At 69.4% G+C, this 19,485-nt stretch carries 16 protein-coding genes and 1 tRNA gene; 10 read left to right on the plus strand and 7 right to left on the minus strand.

Translation table 11 applies throughout. The annotated features are described in order from the left end of the window. Positions 1-24: 24 nt before the first annotated feature. The gene (locus DT073_RS11565) at positions 25-1,509 is read right to left on the minus strand and encodes a S1C family serine protease (protein ID WP_124293520.1); all 1,485 of its coding nucleotides are present in this window, start codon (positions 1,507-1,509) and stop codon (positions 25-27) included. Between the two features lie 156 nt (positions 1,510-1,665). On the opposite strand from DT073_RS11565, the gene DT073_RS11570 reads away from it, so the two are divergent. Beyond that, entirely contained in the window at positions 1,666-2,895 is a 1,230-nt protein-coding gene (locus DT073_RS11570; RefSeq protein ID WP_124293521.1) for an aminotransferase class I/II-fold pyridoxal phosphate-dependent enzyme, read from the plus strand. Here the strand turns inward: DT073_RS11570 and DT073_RS11575 are convergent. Beyond that, complete coding sequence (locus DT073_RS11575) at positions 2,892-3,701, minus strand: carbon-nitrogen hydrolase family protein (RefSeq protein WP_124293522.1); 810 nt, start codon at positions 3,699-3,701, stop codon at positions 2,892-2,894. The two genes, DT073_RS11570 and DT073_RS11575, sit on opposite strands and share 4 nt — an antisense overlap. After that, positions 3,698-4,231, minus strand: a complete 534-nt coding sequence (locus tag DT073_RS11580; protein WP_124293523.1) for a DUF6328 family protein — start codon at positions 4,229-4,231, stop codon at positions 3,698-3,700. The genes DT073_RS11575 and DT073_RS11580 overlap by 4 nt, the downstream gene beginning before the upstream one ends. A 94-nt stretch (positions 4,232-4,325) precedes the next feature. Between DT073_RS11580 and DT073_RS11585 the strand changes: the two genes are divergently transcribed. The 8 genes from DT073_RS11585 to DT073_RS11620 all read left to right on the plus strand — a co-directional run bounded on the left by DT073_RS11585 (position 4,326) and on the right by DT073_RS11620 (position 10,220). Continuing rightward, positions 4,326-4,399 (plus strand) — tRNA-Met (locus DT073_RS11585). Between the two features lie 200 nt (positions 4,400-4,599). Then, positions 4,600-5,151 (plus strand): isopentenyl-diphosphate Delta-isomerase, encoded by a 552-nt coding sequence (idi, locus tag DT073_RS11590; protein WP_124293524.1) that lies wholly within the window; start codon positions 4,600-4,602, stop codon positions 5,149-5,151. Further along, positions 5,148-6,203: a polyprenyl synthetase family protein gene (locus DT073_RS11595; RefSeq protein ID WP_124293525.1), complete on the plus strand. Its 1,056-nt coding sequence runs from the start codon at positions 5,148-5,150 to the stop codon at positions 6,201-6,203. The genes idi and DT073_RS11595 overlap by 4 nt, the downstream gene beginning before the upstream one ends. Then, positions 6,200-7,081: a phytoene/squalene synthase family protein gene (locus DT073_RS11600; RefSeq protein WP_124293526.1), complete on the plus strand. Its 882-nt coding sequence runs from the start codon at positions 6,200-6,202 to the stop codon at positions 7,079-7,081. Before DT073_RS11595 ends, DT073_RS11600 begins: the two co-directional genes overlap by 4 nt. Beyond that, positions 7,078-8,652, plus strand: coding sequence for a phytoene desaturase family protein (gene crtI / locus DT073_RS11605; RefSeq protein ID WP_124293527.1), 1,575 nt, complete (start codon positions 7,078-7,080; stop codon positions 8,650-8,652). The genes DT073_RS11600 and crtI overlap by 4 nt, the downstream gene beginning before the upstream one ends. Position 8,653: 1 nt before the next feature. Further along, positions 8,654-9,007, plus strand: a complete 354-nt coding sequence (locus tag DT073_RS11610) for a lycopene cyclase domain-containing protein (protein ID WP_124293528.1) — start codon at positions 8,654-8,656, stop codon at positions 9,005-9,007. Beyond that, the gene (locus DT073_RS11615) at positions 9,004-9,324 is read left to right on the plus strand and encodes a lycopene cyclase domain-containing protein (protein ID WP_124293529.1); all 321 of its coding nucleotides are present in this window, start codon (positions 9,004-9,006) and stop codon (positions 9,322-9,324) included. Before DT073_RS11610 ends, DT073_RS11615 begins: the two co-directional genes overlap by 4 nt. Then, complete coding sequence (locus tag DT073_RS11620; RefSeq protein ID WP_124293530.1) at positions 9,321-10,220, plus strand: prenyltransferase; 900 nt, start codon at positions 9,321-9,323, stop codon at positions 10,218-10,220. The genes DT073_RS11615 and DT073_RS11620 overlap by 4 nt, the downstream gene beginning before the upstream one ends. A gap of 100 nt (positions 10,221-10,320) precedes the next feature. On the opposite strand, the gene DT073_RS11625 is transcribed toward DT073_RS11620, so the two are convergent. Then, positions 10,321-13,251 carry a UPF0182 family membrane protein gene (locus tag DT073_RS11625; protein WP_124293531.1) on the minus strand — a complete coding sequence of 977 codons (2,931 nt, stop codon included), beginning with the start codon at positions 13,249-13,251 and terminating at the stop codon, positions 10,321-10,323. A gap of 79 nt (positions 13,252-13,330) precedes the next feature. Further along, complete coding sequence (locus tag DT073_RS11630; protein WP_205782934.1) at positions 13,331-14,473, minus strand: YlbL family protein; 1,143 nt, start codon at positions 14,471-14,473, stop codon at positions 13,331-13,333. 197 nt (positions 14,474-14,670) lie between these two features. Between DT073_RS11630 and DT073_RS11635 the strand changes: the two genes are divergently transcribed. After that, positions 14,671-15,984 (plus strand): zinc-dependent metalloprotease, encoded by a 1,314-nt coding sequence (locus tag DT073_RS11635; protein WP_124294492.1) that lies wholly within the window; start codon positions 14,671-14,673, stop codon positions 15,982-15,984. A gap of 765 nt (positions 15,985-16,749) precedes the next feature. On the opposite strand, the gene DT073_RS11640 is transcribed toward DT073_RS11635, so the two are convergent. Next, positions 16,750-18,564, minus strand: coding sequence for an ATP-dependent helicase (locus DT073_RS11640; RefSeq protein ID WP_124293532.1), 1,815 nt, complete (start codon positions 18,562-18,564; stop codon positions 16,750-16,752). Next, on the minus strand, positions 18,561-19,478 hold the full coding sequence (nudC, locus tag DT073_RS11645; RefSeq protein WP_124293533.1) for an NAD(+) diphosphatase: 918 nt from the start codon (positions 19,476-19,478) through the stop codon (positions 18,561-18,563). Before nudC ends, DT073_RS11640 begins: the two co-directional genes overlap by 4 nt. Between the last annotated feature and the right edge of the window lie 7 nt (positions 19,479-19,485).

Genomic DNA, 19,485 nt, shown 5'->3' on the forward strand with positions numbered 1-19,485 from the left:
GATGGCGTCCGAACCGGGAGGACCCTACTGCTCGAGCTCGCCCAGGGTCACATCCGCGGTGGCGTCACGACCGTCGCGGACGTAGGTCAGCGAGACCTCGCTGCCGGCGGCGAGTGCGCGGACCTGCGCGGTGAGGTCGACGGAGTCGGTGATCGGAACGCCGTTAAACTCGGTGACGATGTCGCCCGCGCGAAGTCCCGCGGCCTCCGCCGCACCACCGGCGGTGACCTCGGCGATGTAGGCGCCGGTGATGTCCGCGTCGTCGACGTAGGCGGCGGACTGCACGTTGGCACCGAGCAGGCCATGGGTCGCCGAGCCGTTCTCGATCAGCTCATCGGTCACGCGCTGGACGATGTCTGACGGGATGGCGAACCCGACGCCGATGTTGCCCTGCGTGGACGAGGTTCCCCCCGCGGAGGCGATGGCCACGTTGACGCCGATGAGGCGGCCCTGCGAGTCGACCAGTGCGCCGCCGGAGTTCCCCGGGTTGATCGCTGCATCGGTCTGGATGACGGCGATCTTGATGGACTCCGCCGGCTGACCCGACTGCTGACCCTGGCCGAAGTCGAACGAGAACGGCGGAGCCTCGCCCTGGTTCTCATCGGCATCATCCTCGTCGGGAGCGGCGGAAGACGCGATCTCGATCGACCGGTTGAGCGCGCTGACGATTCCCGTCGTGACGGTGTTCGACAGCCCCAGGGGTGCTCCGACGGCCGTCGTCTCGTCACCGACGTTGAGGTCCGACGAGTCGGCGAACTCGATCGGGGTGAGTCCGTCGGCGTCCTGGAGCTTGATCACCGCGAGGTCGTACAGCGGATCGGTGCCGACGATCTCGGCGTCGAACACTCGCCCGTCCGAAGTGGTCACCCGGATCGCGGCGTCTCCGGTCGCCCCATCGAGGGTCACCACGTGCGTGTTGGTCACGACGTATCCATCACTGGAGAGGATGACGCCCGACCCGGTGCCGCTTCCCGCACCACCCGCAGCCTCGATCGTCACGACGCTTGGCACCACTTTGGCGGCGATCGCGGTGGTCTGGTTGACGTCGTCGGTGTCGTTGACCGTCACGCTGGTCGGTCCGGTCGCCGTGGTCGCGGTCGATGCCGGCTGGAACAGGGAGACTCCGGCGTAGGCGCCGCCGAGCCCGGCGGCTCCGCCGACGACGGCGGCCGCCACCAGGAGCCCGGCGACGCGGACGGCGCCGGACTTGCGCTTGGTCGACGTCGCCGTCTCCTGCGCTGCGGCGGGCGTCTCGCCGTACCCGCGCCCCCCCTCACCGAGCGGAAGGGTCGGCTGGGTCGGCTGAGTCGGCTGGCTCGGCGAGCCGAACGAGGCCCCGGCGCCCACCGGATATGGCGCACCCGACGTGGGGGTCGGCGGCGCCGGGCGCGGCGGAACGTGCCAGCCGGCGGGCGGAGTGTGCTGGGCGGCCGCCGCCGCCGGCGTCTCAGGGACGGGGGGCGTGGCAGGGACGTCTTCCGGCTGACGGTCGCTGGTGTTCTCGCTCATCTTCGTTCCTCCTCGGGCCGAAGGCCCATCGAAACCTTCGATCGCGTGTTGTTCGATCTGCTGACCAGCGTGGTCATCCATCCTGTGGGTTTCTTATGATCCGCCCGCGATGCGCCTATGCAATGCTGAGGAACCCGTGCAGGAGGGATGCCCACGATGCCGCGAATCGTTCCCGGAGCCTGGCGGCGCACGGCCGAGGGTGCCGGGCTGCTGTCCTCGGACGGACGCCCCCGCCCCACCATCTTCGCCGACATGTCGGCACTCGCGGCCCGAACCGGCGCCATCAACCTCGGTCAGGGATTCCCCGACGAGGACGGGCCGGCGATCGTTCTGGAGACGGCCCGCGCAGCCATCGCCCACGGCGTCAATCAGTACCCGCCCGGACGAGGCGTCGCCGAGCTGCGGGAAGCGATTGCGTTGCACCAGCAGAGGTTCTACGGGATGCACCTCGACCCCGAACGTCACGTCCTCGTCACCGCAGGCGCGACCGAGGCGCTCGCGGCCGCCCTCCTGGCCCTCGTGGACGGTGCCGACGACGAGGTCGTGGTCTTCGAGCCCTTCTACGACGCGTACGCGGCACTGGTCGCGCTGTCGGGCGCGCGCCTGGTCACCGTCCCGCTGCGCTTCCCGCACTTCCAACCCGATCCGGACGATCTGCGGGCCGCCGTGGGCGAGCGGACCCGGGTCATCCTCGTCAATGATCCGCACAACCCCACCGGAACGGTGTTCTCGGATGAGCTCCGCGCCGAGGTGGTGCGGCTCGCGCACGAGCACGATGCCTGGATCGTCACGGACGAGGTCTACGAGCATCTGGTCTTCGACGGCCGGCACGCGCCGATCGCTGCGATGCCGGGGGCGTGGGAGCGGACCGTGTCGATCTCGTCCGGGGGGAAGACCTTCTCCACGACCGGCTGGAAGATCGGTTGGGCCACCGGACCTGCTGATCTGATCGACGCACTCGTCGCCGTGAAGCAGTACCTCACCTACTCCGGGGGCGCACCCCTCCAACCCGCCATCGCCGCGGGGCTGCGGCTCCCCGACGACTGGTTCGCCGCGGTCGCGGATTCGCTCCGGCACAAGCGGGATCTGCTCGGCGAGGGGTTGCGCGCAGCCGGCTTCGACGTGCCGGTCCCCGCGGCCTCCTACTTCACCGTCGTGGATGCCCGGGCCCTCGACGTGGATGACGCCGACGCGTTCTGCCGAGAGATGGCCGAGCGGATCGGGGTCGTCGGCGTACCTCTCACCGCCTTCGTCCGGCCCGAGGAGCGTCCCGCTGTGTCGAGCCTCATCCGTTTCGCCGCCTGCAAACAGGCGTCCGTCCTGGATGAGGCCGTACGTCGTCTGTCGAGACTGCAGGACGGGCGAGCCGGCGGCGGGCCGGGCTAGGAGTCGACGATCACGCGGAATCGACGAAGCCCGAGCGCGGGGTTCTGTCGACGAACGCGGTCGACCAGCGCGGGATCCAGGTGCGCGATCGCGACATCCGTCCCCGACCCGACACCCGCGACGACGACCCCCTGGGGGTCGACCACGCTCGACAGCCCGACTCCGAGGGGCGGCGGGTGGTCAGCGGCGACCACGTAGACGATGTTCTCGATCGCGCGGGCCTGCAGGAGGGTCTGCCAGTGATGCTCTTTGAGCGGGCCCCGCACCCACTCCGCGGGCACGAGGAAGGCGGTGGCACCGGCATCGACGAGCATCCGTCCCATCTCGGGGAATCGCAGGTCGTAGCAGGTCATCAATCCGAATCGGATGCCGGCGACGCTGAAGGTCTCCGGCGCAGAGGTCTCGCCCGGCTGGATCCAGTCCGACTCGCGCTGTCCGAAGGCGTCGTAGAGGTGGATCTTGCGGTAGACCGCGACCACGCCGCGATCGGCGACGGCGACGACGGTGTTGCGGACGCGACCTTGCTCGCCGCGCTCCAGGAACCCCGCGACGATATGGGTCCGCGTCTGACGGGCGAGCTGCTGCAGCGCGGCGACGAAGGGCCCGTCGAGGGTCTCGGCGTGCGCGGCCAGCGACTGGTCGAAGGGGTCGATGAAGTAGTTCGAGTATTCGGGGAGGACGATGACGCGGGCGCCCCGGTCGGCGGCGGTGCGCACGAGCTCAGCGACCGTGCGGCGATTGGCCTCGACATCGGCGGCGGGCGCGAACTGCACGACCGCCGTGGCGACGGTGCTCACGGCCGTCATCGTCCCTTTCCTTCCGATGTCGCGTGGATGGTCGCGCGATGGCGGAGCCGGACGACAGCCGGGACGACGATCCACAGCACGATGACCAGCAGCACGAGGCCCGCTGCGACGAACGCAGCCCACGCCGTGTCGAGGACGACGTCGAACACGAACGCGACGACACCGGAGAGGAGGAGCGCGACGATGGTGAGGGCGGTCAGGAGCGCCCCGTGACCGAATCGTACGACCGTGGCCTTCAGACCCTGCCCGAAAAGCACGCGATGCAGCGCCACCGGAGCGAGGGCGATGATGGCGCTCAAAGCGGAGAGAACGACGAGCACGAGGTAGAACCCCCGCTGCGCGCCACTCAGGTCGGCGAAAGCAGGCTGGAACGCCAGGGCGAGCAGGAAACCGGTGAGGATCTGGGTGCCGGTCTGCAGCACGCGCAGTTCCTGCAGCACCTCGTTCCAGTTCCGATCGGCACGCTCCGCCGGCGATTCGTCGCGCCCGTCGAGCCTGTCGTCGACGACGTTCTCGGGCACAGCGGGCATGCAGCTACCCTGCCCGTCAGCGGGGGCGTTCGGCAACCGCGGCCCGTCCCGGTTCGACGACGGCGGTCTCGCGTGCTAGGCTTTTCTCTTGTGCCGCGGGGTGGAGCAGTTCGGTAGCTCGCTGGGCTCATAACCCAGAGGTCGTAGGTTCAAATCCTGCCCCCGCAACAAAAGGAAGGCGTCCCGGAAGGGGCGCCTTCCGCATTTTCCAGGGCATCATGGAACTGCAGGCGCCTGGGGCGCCCGCCATCGCCGCGCGCGCGGGGGTGCGGAGCAGCAGGGGCGCCGTGTAGACACCCCTACAGCCTCCTTGTATCATCGACCAACCGATATCGCTAGGAAAACTAGCGAAATGATCAGGAGGTGCCATGACGGAGATCGACCACGTCGTCCTTCTCGACGAGGCCGGCCGCGCCATCGGCACCGCGCCCAAATCGAGCGTGCACGGCAGTGACACTGCGCTTCACCTGGCCTTCTCGTGCCACGTCGTCAATGACGCCGGCGAGGTTCTCGTGACTCGCCGTGCCCTGTCGAAGAAGACCTGGCCGGGCGTGTGGACCAACTCGTTCTGCGGCCACCCCCGACCGGCTGAGCCCGTGCTCTCGGCCGTGCGACGCCACGCCGATTCCGAGCTGGGACTCGTTCTCAGCGACATCCAGCTCGCCCTCCCCCTCTTCCGCTATCGCGCCACCGATGCCAGTGGCGTCGTGGAGTACGAGGTGTGCCCGGTCTACACCGCTCGCGCCGAGCACGAACCCGTGCTCAACCCCGCGGAAGTGATGGATGCCCGCTGGGTCGACCCCGCCGATCTCGCGGCGTCATTGGTGACCACCCCGTGGGCTTTCAGCCCGTGGCTCGTCCTCCAGGCGCAGCAGCTGCACCTCTTCGACGCCTCAGAACCCCAACGACGGGCCTCATGATCCCCGCTGCCACCAGTGCCGAGATCGACCTCGCCATCGACTCGGCGGTGCAGCGCATCAGCGACCGCGCCGCGCGCCTGGGTGACGGTTTCTGCGTGCTCGGCGAGGCCATCGCCCGCGCGGCGTCCGGGGGCAAGCGTCTTCGACCCGCCCTCGTCGTGGCGTCCTTCCACGCCTTCGGCGGCGATGAAGGTCAGTTGCCGACCGTCTACCGAGTCGCGGCGGCGTTCGAGCTGCTCCACACCGCGTTCGTCGTTCACGACGATGTGATCGACCACGATCTCATCCGTCGCGGCATCCCCAACGTGGGCGGCGAGTTCCGCCTGCGTGCGCTCACGGCGGGGGCAAGCCCCGGCGGTGCCGCGACCCTCGGCGACGCGGCCGGGATCCTGGCGGGCGACCTCCTGCTGCACGAGGCCGGCCGGCTCATCGCGACCTCCGACGCCACCTCGCATGCACGCGAGGCGCTCTTCGGGCTTCTCGACGACGCGGTCTTCGTCTCCGCGGCCGGAGAACTCGCCGATGTCGAGAACGCCGTCGTCCCCGATCTCGCGGAAGACGCCGCACTCATCGCGGCGGCGCGGGACAAGACCGCCGTGTACTCCTTCAGCGCACCTCTGCAAGCCGGTGCCGTTCTCGCCGACGCCGACGAGGCCTCGATCGCGGCGCTGGGCGATGCCGGCGCGCGCATCGGGCTGGCCTTCCAGCTCGTCGACGACCTCATCGGCGCCTTCGGGACCGCCGACCAGGCCGGGAAGGAGGAGGGCGGCGACCTCCGCGAAGCCAAGCGCACCCCGCTCATCGCTTTCGCCCGGCAGACGGCGGCGTGGTCGCGCGTCAACGATGCACTCGCGGTCGCCCACACCGGTCCGATCGCCATCCGCGAAGCGCAGGAGGCTCTCGAGGCCAGCGGCGCCCGCACCCGCCTGCGCGAACTCATCGACGACACACTCGCCGGAGCGGGAAAGCACTCCGCCGCCCCGGAGCTTCCCGTCGCTGCGAGAATGCTGTTGCAGGACCTCTGCGTCCGCATTCAGGAGAGGATTCCGTGACCGCATCCGGCGATCGTCCCACCGGGCTCGCACAGTACGACCGCACGGCTGAGGACGCATCCGCTGCCGTCATCGCCGCGTACTCGACCTCGTTCGGTCTCGCGACCCGGCTGCTGGGCACGCGGCCGCGACCGCACGTGCGCAACGTCTACGCGCTGGTCCGAGTGGCCGACGAGATCGTCGATGGCCCCGCGCATGAGGCCGGCCTCGATCCCGCTGCCGAGCGGGCGGTCCTGGACGATCTCGAGAGCGAGACGATGGCCGCGATCGAGCGCGGTTTCAGCTCCAATCTGGTCGTGCACGCCTTCGCCCGTACAGCGCGCGAGTGCCTCATCGGCGCCGATCTCATCGCCCCCTTCTTCCAATCCATGCGCACCGACCTCACCGTTGCGAACCACGACGACGCGTCGCACGACTCCTACGTGTACGGGTCAGCCGAGGTCGTGGGGCTGATGTGCCTTCACGTGTTCGTCAACGCCGACAACCCCCGTCCCGCCCTCCCCGATCCGGCTCTGGTCGAGGGCGCGCGGCGCCTCGGAGCCGCGTTCCAGGACGTCAATTTCCTCCGAGACCTCTTCCACGACGAGGGGGCTCTCGGCCGGGACTACCTCGGTGTCACCACCGGGCGTCGCAGCCGTACCGAGGTCCTCGACCGCATCGACTCCGACCTCGCCGCCGCCGCCGCGACGATCCCCTCGCTTCCCGCGGACTGCCGACGAGCCGTGACGGTCGCCCACGACCTTTTCGCCGAGCTCTCGCGACGGCTCCGCCGCGAGGGCGACGACAGCCGCACCCGGGTCCGCGTACCCGACACCGTCAAGGCCGCTCTCGCCGCGCGCGCGATGCTGGGCCTGCACCCGAGAGGAGCCCGCGCATGACCGCCGAACGAACCGTGGTGATCGGCGGCGGGATCGCCGGGCTCGCCACAGCGGCACTGCTTGCCGCCGAGGGTCACGACGTGACCGTCCTGGAGGCACGCGACGACGTCGGCGGGCGCGCCGGCTCGTGGGAGAGCGATGGCTTCCGCTTCGACACCGGTCCGAGCTGGTACCTCATGCCCGAGGTGTTCGACCACTTCTTCCGGCTGGTCGGCACCACGGCCGACGCCGAGCTCGATCTGGTCAAGCTCGACCCGGCGTACCGGGTCTACCGCGAGCCCCAGACCTCCGGCACTGCGGGCGAATCCGTCGACGTCCGGTCCGGCCGGGAGGAGGCGACCGCCCTGTTCGAGTCGATCGAGCCGGGCGCGGGGAAGACCCTGGCGACCTATCTCGACTCAGCAGGGAGCGCCTACGATCTCGCGGTCTCGCGGTTCCTCTACGACACGTACGAGACCACGGCGGGCCTGCGCGACCCGGCGCTCCTCAAGCGCCTCCCCCAGCTCCTGCCGCTGTTGACCACGACGCTGGCGCGTTTCGTCGATCAGCGATTCCGCGAGCCCATGCTCCGTCAGATCCTCGAGTACCCCGCGGTCTTCCTCGGCGGCTCACCCTACGGTGTGCCGAGCCTCTACCACCTGATGAGCCACCTCGATCTCGATGACCGCGTGCTCTACCCCCGCGGGGGTTTCACCGAGGTCATCCGCGCCGTCGAACGCGTCGCACGCCGACAGGGCGTCACGATCCGCACAGACGCCGAGGTCGGTGCGATCCTCACCTCCACCGACACCGGACCGGTGCGGGCGACGGGCGTTCGGTTGCGCAGTGGAGAGGTGATCGACGCCGACCTCGTGGTCTCGGCCGCCGACCTGCACCACACCGAAACCGCCCTCCTCCCCCGCGAGCTCCAGACCTATCCTGAAGAGTGGTGGACCCGCAAGCAGCCGAGCCCCGGGGCGCTGCTGCTCCTTCTCGGAGTCGAAGGCGAACTGCCCGAACTCGCCCACCACACGCTGATGTTCGTCGACCAGTGGAAGGCGAACTTCGAGGCGATCTTCGGCGCCAATGCACACATCCCGGACCCCGCGTCGATCTACATCTGCCGGCCGAGCGCCACCGACGAGACCGTTGCGCCCGCGGGGCACGAGAACCTGTTCGTCCTGGTTCCCATTCCCGCCGACCCCTCGCTCGGACGAGGCGGGGTCGACGGAGACGGAGATCCGCGCATCGAGGCGGCCGCCGACCACGTGATCGCGCAGATCGCGCAGTGGGCGGGTATCCCCGACCTCGCCGATCGCATCGTCGTACGCCGCACGATCACGCCCGGCGATTTCCTGCACGATCTGCACGCGTGGCGAGGCAACTCGCTCGGGCTCGCCCACACGTTGAACCAGAGCGCGATCTTCCGACCGCGCAACGCGTCGAAGAAGGTGCGGGGTCTGGTCTATGCCGGGTCCTCGACCCTTCCGGGGATCGGTCTGCCGATGTGCCTCATCTCGGCCGAGCTCGTGCTGAAGCGGCTGCGGGGCGACCGGAGCCCGGGGCCGCTCCCCGAGCCTGCGAGGGTCTGAGGTGCCGGGACTCTACCTTCTTGCGATCGTTTTTTCGGGCGCGGGGATGGCGGTGATCGACGCGCGCTTCCGCCTGGCCCTGTGGCGGACGCCGCTGGCCACGGTCGTCTCGATCGCCGTCGGCGTGCTGTTCTTCCTCGCGTGGGATGTCGTCGGCATCCTCACCGGGGTGTTCTTCCAGGGGGACAGTCCCCTCTACATCGGGATATCGATCGCGCCCGAGCTGCCGATCGAGGAAGTCTTCTTCCTCACCTTCCTCTGCTATCTCGCGGTGCTGTTCTACAGCGCCGCGATGCGTCTGGGAGAGCACCGGGCCCGCCGCCGCGCGGCCCGTGATGAGGAGCGACGGCCATGACCTACGTGCTGATCAACATCCCGTTCCTCCTCCTCGCGGCCGCCACGACCCTGGCCACCGTGCGATTGCCGCGATTCCGCGAGAGGATGGGAGCATCCCTCGCCGGTGCGGTGGTGCTCGTCATCCTCACCGCCATCTTCGACAACGTGATCATCGGAACAGGACTCGTGGCCTACGACGAAGAACACCGCAGCGGCATCCTCATCGGGCTCGCGCCCATCGAGGATTTCGCCTACGCGATCGCCGCGGCGTTCCTCGTCCCGGCCGTTCACACCCTGCTGACCGCCCGACGGCCCCGCCGGGAGCAGACCTCATGACAACCCCGACTCCCCTGCGCCCGGGCCCCGTCGTCCGTCAGCTCTTCGTCTCATCGCGCCCCGTCAGCTGGATCAACACCGCCTACCCGTTCGCCGCGGCCTACCTGCTGGCGACCCGACAGGTCGACCTGACGCTCATCCTGGGCGCCCTGTTCTTCCTCATCCCCTACAACGTCGCGATGTACGGCATCAACGACGTCTTCGACTACGAGTCCGACCTGCGTAACCCTCGGAAGGGCGGGGCGCACGGCGCAGTGCTCGATCGACGGCTGCATGCGCTCACCCTGTGGGTCTCGGGCCTGCTGTGCCTGCCCTTCGTGGCCTACCTGGTGTGGGTCGGCTCACCCGCGTCGTGGCTGGTCCTGACGGCGAGCCTGTTCTTCGTGGTGTTCTACAGCGCCCCGCCGCTTCGGCTGAAAGAGCGGCCCTTCGCGGACTCGATCACCAGCAGCATCCACTTCTTCTCCCCCGCCGTGTACGCCCTCGTCCTCGCCGGGGTCGCGTGGACCTGGCAACTCGTCGCCGTCGTGGTCGCCTTCGCCCTCTGGGGGATCGCCTCCCACGCCTTCGGGGCCGTACAGGACGTGCTCGCCGATCGAGCGGCGGGCATCAGCTCCATCGCGACGGCGCGCGGTGCGCGATGGACCGTTCGATTCGCCCTCGCCTGCTACTTCGCCGCCGGCCTGGTGATCCTCGCCACGGCGTGGCCCGGTCCCCTGGCGGTCATCGCGGTCCTCCCCTACATCGCGATCGTGTGGCCCTACCGTTCCGTCACCGACGAGACCGCCGAGACGGCGACGACCGGCTGGCGCCGCTTCCTCTGGATAAACCAGATCGCGGGCTTCATCGTCACGGTGCTGCTGATCTCCTACGGTCTTCTCACCGCCGACGCCTGATCTTCCAGCCGCAGAGCAGGAAAGAGAGGATGCCCCGGTCCGGCGCCCCGGTGGGGACGCGGTGCCGGGGCATCCGCTCTGCTCTCGCTCGTGTCGAGGTCTACTGCTCTCCGAGCTCGATGAGCCGCTCGACCGCCGCGGTCAGTCGCGCGTCGGCTTCGCCGTAGGCCGCCCAGTCGGCCGCCTGAAGGGCCGCCTGGCGGTCCATCATCGCGTCCTGGGCCTCCTGCAGCGCAGCCTGATACTCGTCGGCCGGGGGCACCGTCGGCGCCGGGGTCTCGCCGGCGTCACCGGTCTCGGAGGGCGTCGGCGTCGGCGTCGGCGTCGGCGTCGGCGTCGGGTTGGCGTCCGGTGGCACATCCGTGTCACCGGCCGTGGCCCCCGAATCCCCGCCGAAGAGGGTGTCGAGCGCCTCGTTCAGAGTGTTCTCGAAGGCGATCCGATCACCGAAGGCGACGAGCACCCGCTGGAGGGTGGGCAGCTGCGTGCCGCCCGAGGACTGCACGAACACCGGCTGGACGTAGAGCAGACCGCCGCCGACGGGGAGCGTCAGCAGGTTGCCGTTGAGCACGTCCGACTGTCCCTGCGACAGGATGTTGATCTGCGCGGAGACGGTGGGATCGGCGTCGAACGTGTTCTGCACCTGTCCAGGTCCGGGAACCGGGGTCTCGGCGTCGATCTCCAGCATCCGGAGCTTGCCGTAGCCCTCGCTCTTGACCCCCGCCTCGGAGCCGGCATTGGAATCGACCGCGAGATACCCCATCAGGACGTTCCGGCTCGCGCCGCCCTCGGACGAGGGGATGAAGGTCGTGAACATCGAGTAGCTCGGCGCCTCCTGGCCCGGCATCTGAATCGTGGAGTAGTACGGCGGCTGGAAGCTGCCCGGGTCCTGCGGATCCTCGGGGGTCGCCCAGGCGTTGTCGCGCTGGTAGAAGGCCCGGGCGTCATCGACGTGGTACACCCCGAGCATGGCGCGCTGGATCTTGAACAGATCCGTCGGGTAGCGCACGTGGCTCATCAGGTCTGCCGACATCTCGCTGATCGGCTGCACCGTCGACGGGTAGACCTTCTGCCAGGCCTGGAGGATCGGGTCCTCCTCGTCCCACGCGTACAGGGTCACCGACCCGTCGTAGGCATCGACCGTGGCCTTGACCGAGTTGCGGACGTAGTTGATGTCGTCGATCGCGAACCGCGGCTGGACGTTGTTGGCGTCGGCGATCGCCTGCTGCAGACTGACCGTCGTCGAGTACGGGTAGTTGGCGCTCAGGGTGTAGCCGTCGACGATCCACACGATCCGGCCGTCCACAACGCTCGGGTACGGGTCGCTGTCGAGGGTCAGGTAGGGGGCCACCTTCTCCACGCGCGTCAGCGGATCGCGGTCGTAGAGGATCTGCGATTCCTCGTTGACGAAGTCCGAGAAGAGGATCTGCTCCGACTGGAACTTCAGCGCGTAGATCAGGCGGTTGAAGACGTTGCCGACGCTCGGTCCCCCGTCGCCGGTGAAGGTGTAGCGGGTCTCGTTCTCGCCATCCGCGCCCGACGGGTAGTCGAGCTCGAACGGCTCCGTTCCCGCCGGAGCGCCCACGATCGAATAGGGCGGGGAATTCTCGCCGAAGTACACACGCGGCTGGTACTCCTCCTCCTCGGTGAGGACGCCCGAGACCGGGATCCCGCGCTCGATGAACTCGGGGAAGCCCTCGACGGTGCGCGCGTTGCCACGCGCGGCGACCATGCCGTAGCCGTGCGTGTAGACCACGGTGGTGTTCTGCCAGGTCGAAGCCTGCCCCAGACGCTCCACGTCCAGCTCGCGCACCGAGACGATGGCGTCTTGCGACTGGCCATCGATTTCGTAGCGGTCCACATCCAGCGTCTCAGGGAACTGGTAGAACGCGCGGTACTGCTCCTGCTGACGCACGGTCGGGCTGATGATGGCCGGGTCCATGATGCGGATGGATGCCGTCGTCTCGGCGTCCTCGCGCAGCTGTCCGGGCTCGACGTCGGTGACGGCGGAGAAGTCCGTCTTCTCCAGCCCGTCGATGCCGTAGGCCATCTTGGTCATGTCGATGTTGCGCTGGTAGTACTCGCTCTCGAGCGTGAGCTGATTCGGCCTCACCTGGAAGGTGTTCAGCACCCACGGGTAGCCGACACCGACCACGATGGCGGAGATGACCAGGAGCGCCGTGGCGATGAGGGGATAGCGCCACCGACCGATCACGGCCGTGATGAAGAACAGGATCGCGACGATCGCGGCGACGATCGCGAGGATCGTCTGACCGGGGATGACGGCGTTGACGCCGGTGTAGCCGGGGCCGGTGATGCGGTCGTAGGGCTCGACGAGTGTGCGGTACCGGTCGAGCCAGAGGCTTCCCGCCTGAACGAGGAGGTACAGGCCGGCGATGATCGCGAGCTGGATGCGCGCCGCCTTGGAGATGCGCAGTTCGCGCTGGCCGACGCGGACCGAACCGTAGAGGTAGGCCACGAGCCCCGACACCAGGAGGCACACCAGCAGCACGGCCGACGCGAAACCCAGGACAGCGCCGTAGAACGGCATCGCGAACATGTAGAAGCCGGTGTCCAGACCGAACTCCGGGTCGGTGACCGTGGTCTGGACCCCGTTGAACCACAGCCAGGTCACCTCCCACTGCGTCGAGGCGGCGAAGCCCGCGAAGAAGCCGAAGAAGACCGGGATCCCCCACATGGCCAGCCGGCGCAGCGGCTCGACGACCTCCTGGTACCGATCGAGTTGCGAGCTCAGGCGTGCATAGACCGGCCGCAGTCGATAGGCCAGCTGGATGGCCAGCCAGACCGGGATCCCCATGGCGAGGAAGCCGACGGCGAACATCACCACGCGCGCGACCCACTGGGTCACCAGCACCGATGTGAACTCCAGTTGGTCGTACCAAAGCCAGTCGGCGTAGAGGTTGGCGAAGATGAAGAAGGCCGCCACAAGCGCCGCGATCACGGCGAGGGTGATGGCGATCGCCCGTCGGGATCGGGAGGGTGCGGCCTGCGGCGCGGGGGTCGTGGTCACAGAGTCAATCCTAAGAGGGCGTTTCCCGGCCCACGCGCGAGCCGGGTGTGGTCAGGGTGAACGCTCAGCCCGCTGTCGGTCAGCCGGCCGCGGACGTCGTCGCGGTGCAGGTGGGAAGCGCGTCGAGGTCGCCGCCATCTGCCACGGTCTCGACGGCGGTGAGGGCGTCATCGAGGTCTTCCACGGCGAAGACGCGCAGCCCGTCGGGGACGTGCCCGACCACCTCGTCGCAGTTCGCCTGCGGGGCGAGGAACCACTCCGCACCGGCGCCCACCGCGCCCCACATCTTCTGGCGGATGCCGCCGATGGGGCCGACGGCGCCATCGGCGGTGATGGTGCCGGTGCCGGCGACATCCTCTCCGCCGGTCAGGTCGCCGGGAGTGAGAAGGTCGACGATGCCGAGGGCGAACATCATTCCGGCACTCGGGCCGCCGACGTTGTTCAGCTGGATCTGCACGTCGATGGGAAAATCGAACTCGGTGGCGAGGACGACGCCGATGACCCACGAGGTGGTGCCGTTCGCGTCCGTCTGTTCGGTCGGGGTGACCGAGACCGTCTGCTCCGCTCCGTCTCGCAGAATCGTCAGTTCGACGTCGTCGCCGTCGCCGTCGTTGATGACCTCACGCAGATCGACGACCCCGTCGACAGGGGTGCCGTTCGCCGCCAAGATGACGTCATCGACCTCGAGGACGGCCTGCGAGACGGAGCCTTCGGAGAAGTCGTAGACGACGATGTCCGACGGCACATCGAATCCCGCCTCCGTGAGCGCTGCCGCCGTGGCGTCCTGCTGGGAGTTGACCATCATCGTGGTGCTCTGATTCCGACGCTCCTCCGTGGTCTGCCCCGCGGGGAAGACCGACTCGAGGGGAAGGACCGCGCGGGTGCGGTCGAACCACGCGCCGGCGAGCTCCAGCCACGAGGGCGTCCGCTGCGGGTTGCCCACGACCTGCACGGTGAGAAGGTCCAGCGACCCGTCGGTGGGATAGGTCTGCGCACCGTCGACGGTGATGAGCGGAACGTCCTCACCGTCGGCGTTCTGCGCGGTGCCCAGGGTGTTGTACACCGGTCCGGGCTGCTGGATCACGTAGGCGGTCGGGAGGAAGGTGAGGACCAGCAGCACGACCAGCGCGACCACCAGCGCCCAGATGCCCGCCAGCGTGGCTCGGCTCATCGGCCGCCGTGGCGGCGGCGTGACCGTCACCTTCTCGTCGAACAGCACCACCGGTGTCCCTGCTTCCTGCTGTGAGCCTCGTGCCGATGTCGCTGATCGTTCGCGACCGGCGTAAGGGTTCGCCCGGTCTGTTCGGAGAGTGCGATCATCCGTGGGACTAGCGTAGACACCACGTCTTTGACCCGGCTGAGAGGGCGATACACGTGCCAGACGACGACCGCAGCCCCGAGGATGAGTTCCAGGAGCTCATGCGCCAACTGTTCGGCGGAGGTGGCGGTGCTCCCGATCCGGAGGCGCTCGCCCGACTGTCGGGGATGAACATCGATCCCGCCATGATGCAGACGATCATGTCGCAGCTGCAGGGGGCGTTCGCCGCCGGCAGCGACGGCATCCCGTGGGACATGACGAAGCGCGGCGCCCTCCACATCGCCAACCAGGACGGCCTGAGCGTCACCGGCGGCCAGCGGACCGACCTCGATCAGGCGTTCTCGCTGGCGAACCTGTGGCTCGGCGAAGCGACCTCGGTGTCGGACCTGTCGACGACACCGAAGGTCATCACGCGTGGCGCCTGGGTCGAGGCGACGCTTCCTGTCTGGCAGGAATTGGCCGAGCCCGTGGCCACGAGCATCACCGACGCTCTCACCCGGGCCCTCAGCGAGCAGGCTCCGGAGGAGATGAGGGCACTGATCGAGGGCGCCGGCCGGCTCATGCGCACCGTCGGCGGGTCGCTGTTCGCCTTGCAACTGGGTCAGGTCGTCGGAAACCTGTCCAAGGAGGTCGTCAGTGGCGGAGACGTCGGCATTCCGCTCATGCCCGACGGCGAAGCGGCGATCCTGCCGCAGAACTTCGCCGACTTCGGGCGCGACCTCGAGATCCCCGACGATCAGCTTGCGCTCTACGTCGCCGCCCGCGAGCTCGCCCACGCCCGCCTGTTCCGTCACGCCCGCTGGTTGCGGCTGCACGTCATCTCGCAGGTCACCGAGTTCGCTCGTGCGATCCACGTCGACACCGATGCGCTGGAGGACCTGGCGACGCGATTCGATCCGTCCGAGCCCGACGAGCTGCGCCGGGCCCTGGAGAGCGGCGCTCTTCTCCCCCCGCGCACCGATGCGCAGAACGCTGCCCTCGCCCGCCTGGAGAACCTTCTCGCGACCATCGAGGGATGGGTGGATGTGGTCACCGAGGACGCCACCTCCCGCCTCCCCTCCGCCGCGCGGATCGCGGAAGCGGTCCGCCGTCGCCGCGCGGTCGGGGGACCTGCCGAGCGCGCACTGGGCTCGCTGGTGGGCCTCGAACTCCGGCCGCGGCGCATGCGGGAGGCCGCCGCGATGTGGCGTGCGGTGACGGACGCGGTCGGCATCGCCGGTCGAGACAGCCTGTGGGACTACCCCGACCTCATGCCCGGAGCCGATGACATCGACGACCCGTCGGCGCTCGTCGCGCGACTGCAGGCACGTGCGCGGGGCGAAGTACCGGCGCGTGACGAGATGGACGATGCGCTGGAACGTCTGCTGTCGGGTGAGGCGGACTCGGGCGAGCCGGAGGATCCCCGGCCGGTGTGACCCCCGACCTCTCCTGCACAGGCGTGCGGTGAGGGGCAGGAGCACCCCGGATCTGTGGACAGTCGCCGCACGACGATCGCGGCGACGAGGATCGGGGCATGCTCCGATTGGATCCGGCTTTCCCTCCGCTGTGGCGCTCCCCCTGGGCGGTGCAGTTCGGGCTTGATCCGGTGGCGACACTGACCGCTCCGGCCGTGTGGCAGGAGCGTCTGATCCACGAGCTGGGGAACGGTGTTCCCACCGCGGCTCTGCCTCTCGTGGCGGCGTCGGTGGGCGCCCCCGCAGGAGCCGCCGAAGATCTCCTCGCCGAGATCTCACCGGCGCTGGAGAGACCACGCCCGCCGTCTCCGACGCGAGTGGTCATCCAGGTGGGAGATGATGTCGCCCCGGCGGTGATCGAGACGCTCCAAGATGCGCTGTCGTGCTGCGGTCTCGCGTGGGAACGCGCCGTCTGGCCCGGCGACACGCCATCGGATCCCGCCGTGCCGGTGATCGCCCTCGCGGCTCACCTCGTCCACCCCGCTCGGGCGGCCGCTCTGATGGCCTCAGACGTGACACATCTGCCCGTCATCCTGGCCGGGAGCCGTGTGCGCGTCGGTCCCCTCGTCGTGCCGGGTGTCACGGCCTGCCTCAGCTGCCTGGCTCTGGCGTCGACCGATGCGGACGGCGGCTGGCCCCTGCTGGCTGCCCAGCTCTGCGGGCGGCCGATCTCCGAGGTCGCGGCGACCCTCCTCGTCGAGGCCGCAGCGGGAGCGGTGCGGCTCCTCAGCGGCGAGGGGACGACGCCGTCGACGACGACGACGACGACGACGACGACGACGACGACCGAGCTTGTCTTGTCGACCGTGTCGGTGCTCCGATCCCTCCGGCACCACCCGCACGAACGGTGCGGGTGCCGATCTCCTGCAGGAAGCGCGACGGGCGGCGATCACGCGCTCCGCGCGACCAGCTGAGATCCAGGGTCCGCACGGCGCGCGTGATGCCCACGTAGGCCAGTCGTCGCTCCTCGTCGATCGTCTCGAACGTCTGCGCATAGGAGATGGGCAGCACGCCCTCCGCGAGGCCGACGAGATACACGTGATCCCACTCCAAGCCTTTCGCGGCGTGGAGGGTGGCGAGCGTCACCGTCCGGAGCGTGGGCTCCTCCTGCACCTTCGCCCGCCGGAGCAGATCGTCGGCGAACTCCCGCAGGGTCGTCCCCTCCGGCGCCTCCTCCGCCAGACGGAGCAGAGCCGCCCGCGCCTCCCACGCATCGCGCACGGCGCCGCCGGCCGGCGGCGGGTCGTCCGTCAGACCGAGCGAGCGCAGCACATCGCGAACCGCCTGCACGAACGTCCCTGTCAGGGGTGCCACGGCGGCGGCGCGCAACGCCATGACCGCTTGACGCACCTCGGGGACGTCGAAGAACCGTCGACCGCCGAGCACGCTCGCCGCGATCCCGACGTCCGCCAGCGCCCGCAGGAGCTCGGCCGACTGCGCGTGGGCCCGGTAGAGCACCGCGATCCCGGCGGGATCGGCGCCCGCCGCGATGCGGGCGCGGATGCGAGCAGCCACCGCCCGAGCCTCGTCACGCTCATCGTCGAAAGCGGTGACCGTCGGCAGCGGCGCGGCGTCGGCGCCATCCGCGTGCCCCGCGGGATGCTCTCCCGCGTTGCGTCCGGCAGCCACCAGGCGCAGCGCACCGGGACGGTCCTTCATCAGCGCGTTGGCGACCCCGAGGATGGCCTGCGTCGAGCGGTAGTTGCGTTCCAAGCGGATGACGCGGGCGTCGGCGTGGCGCCGCTCGAAGTCCAACAGGAACGTCGGGTCCGCTCCTGCGAAGGAGTAGATGGTCTGGCTGGCGTCGCCGACCACGCACAGGTCGCGTCGATCGCCGAGCCACAGCTCGAGGAGGCGGGCCTGGAGCGGCGAGACGTCCTGATACTCATCGACGGTGAAGTGACGGTACTGCTCGTGGATGGTCGCGGCCACGCGCGGCTCGGCCTCGATCATCCCCGCGCACGCCAGCAGGACGTCTTCGAAGTCGATCTGCCGACGCTGGTCCTTCAGCTCCTCGTAGGCACGCTGCAGGCGCGTCACCCGCTCGACGTCCAGGCCCCCCACCCCCTGGGGTCGAGCGCGGACGTAGTCCTCGATCGAGCGCATCGTGACCTTCCGCCACTCGATCTCGGAGGCGACATCCCGCAGAGTCGCGGTGTCGGGCTCGAGCCCGATTCCGTCGGCAGCGTGTGCAAGAAGTCGCACCTTGTTGTCGACGATCGACGGCATGGAATCCCCCGCGAGCGTCGGCCAGAAGTAGTTCAACTGCGCCAGCGCCGTCGCATGGAAAGTCCGTGCGGAAACCCCTTCGACGCCGAGGGCCCGCAGACGTGCGCGCATCTCCCCGGCGGCTTTCGTGGTGAAAGTGACCGCCATCACACGACCTGGCGAGTAGGCGCCGATATCGACTCCGTGTGCGATGCGGTGGGTGATGACGCGGGTCTTGCCGGTTCCGGCTCCCGCGAGCACCACGACGGGTCCGCGCAGCGCCGTCACCGCCTCGAGCTGCTGCTCGTCGAGGTGTTCGAGCGGACCGTTCACGGCGATCCCGCCGCATGCCACTCGCTGATGAGCCGATGCGCGATCGACGCCGGTCCAGGAAGCAGAAGATCCCCGCGTCCGCCGAGGGCGTCGCCGATCTCCTGGCGGTGGAACCAGCGCAGGCTCACGATCTCTTCGCCGTCCGGCCGGGCTGCGCCGGCGTCGACGGCCTCGGCGGTGAACCCCACCATGAGCGAACGCGGGTACGGCCACGCCTGCGAGGCCCGGTATCGCACCTCTCCGACCTCCACACCGGCCTCCTCCCGAACCTCCCGACGGACCGCGCCCTCGAGGGACTCGCCCGCCTCGACGAACCCCGCGAAACAGGAGTACCGCTGATCGGGCCATGCGGCATTCGACCCGAGCAGCAGAAGATCCGGGTCATGGCGATTCGTGATCGCGACGATCACGGCCGGATCGGTGCGGGGGAAGTGCTCACGCCCGCAGGACGGGCAACGGCGCGACCACCCCGCGTGGAGGACCTCGGTGCGAGTGCCGCAGGCGGGACAGAACGGCGCCTCGAGCAGCCACCGTCCGAGGCTCACCGCCGTGACGGCAAGCGCCGCCTCGGTGCGATCGAGATCGGGGGCGGCGACCCGCAGCGACTCGTTCGTCACCGATGCGTCATCGTCCCCCGGCGCGCCCTCATCGGCGAGCACGGCCATCAGCATGGCCGCGCCACGCTCGTCCCGACCCAGGAACGCCCACTCCGCGACCTGACCGGCAGCCGACGGGCCGACCCACCCGTCCACCGTGTCCCACGCGAGACCCCCGTCGCGCAGGCGCACCCGCTCCCCCGAGATCGCGAGCACGCGCGTCGCGGGATCGCCGAGGACCGTCGGAAGCAGCTCCGCGATGATGCGTTCGTCCGCAGCACGGTCCCACCGCGCTCGGGCGCTGTCGGAGGATGTCATCGAGACC

The sequence above is a fragment of the Microbacterium sp. ABRD28 genome (assembly GCF_003850245.1).
Classification (GTDB): domain Bacteria; phylum Actinomycetota; class Actinomycetes; order Actinomycetales; family Microbacteriaceae; genus Microbacterium.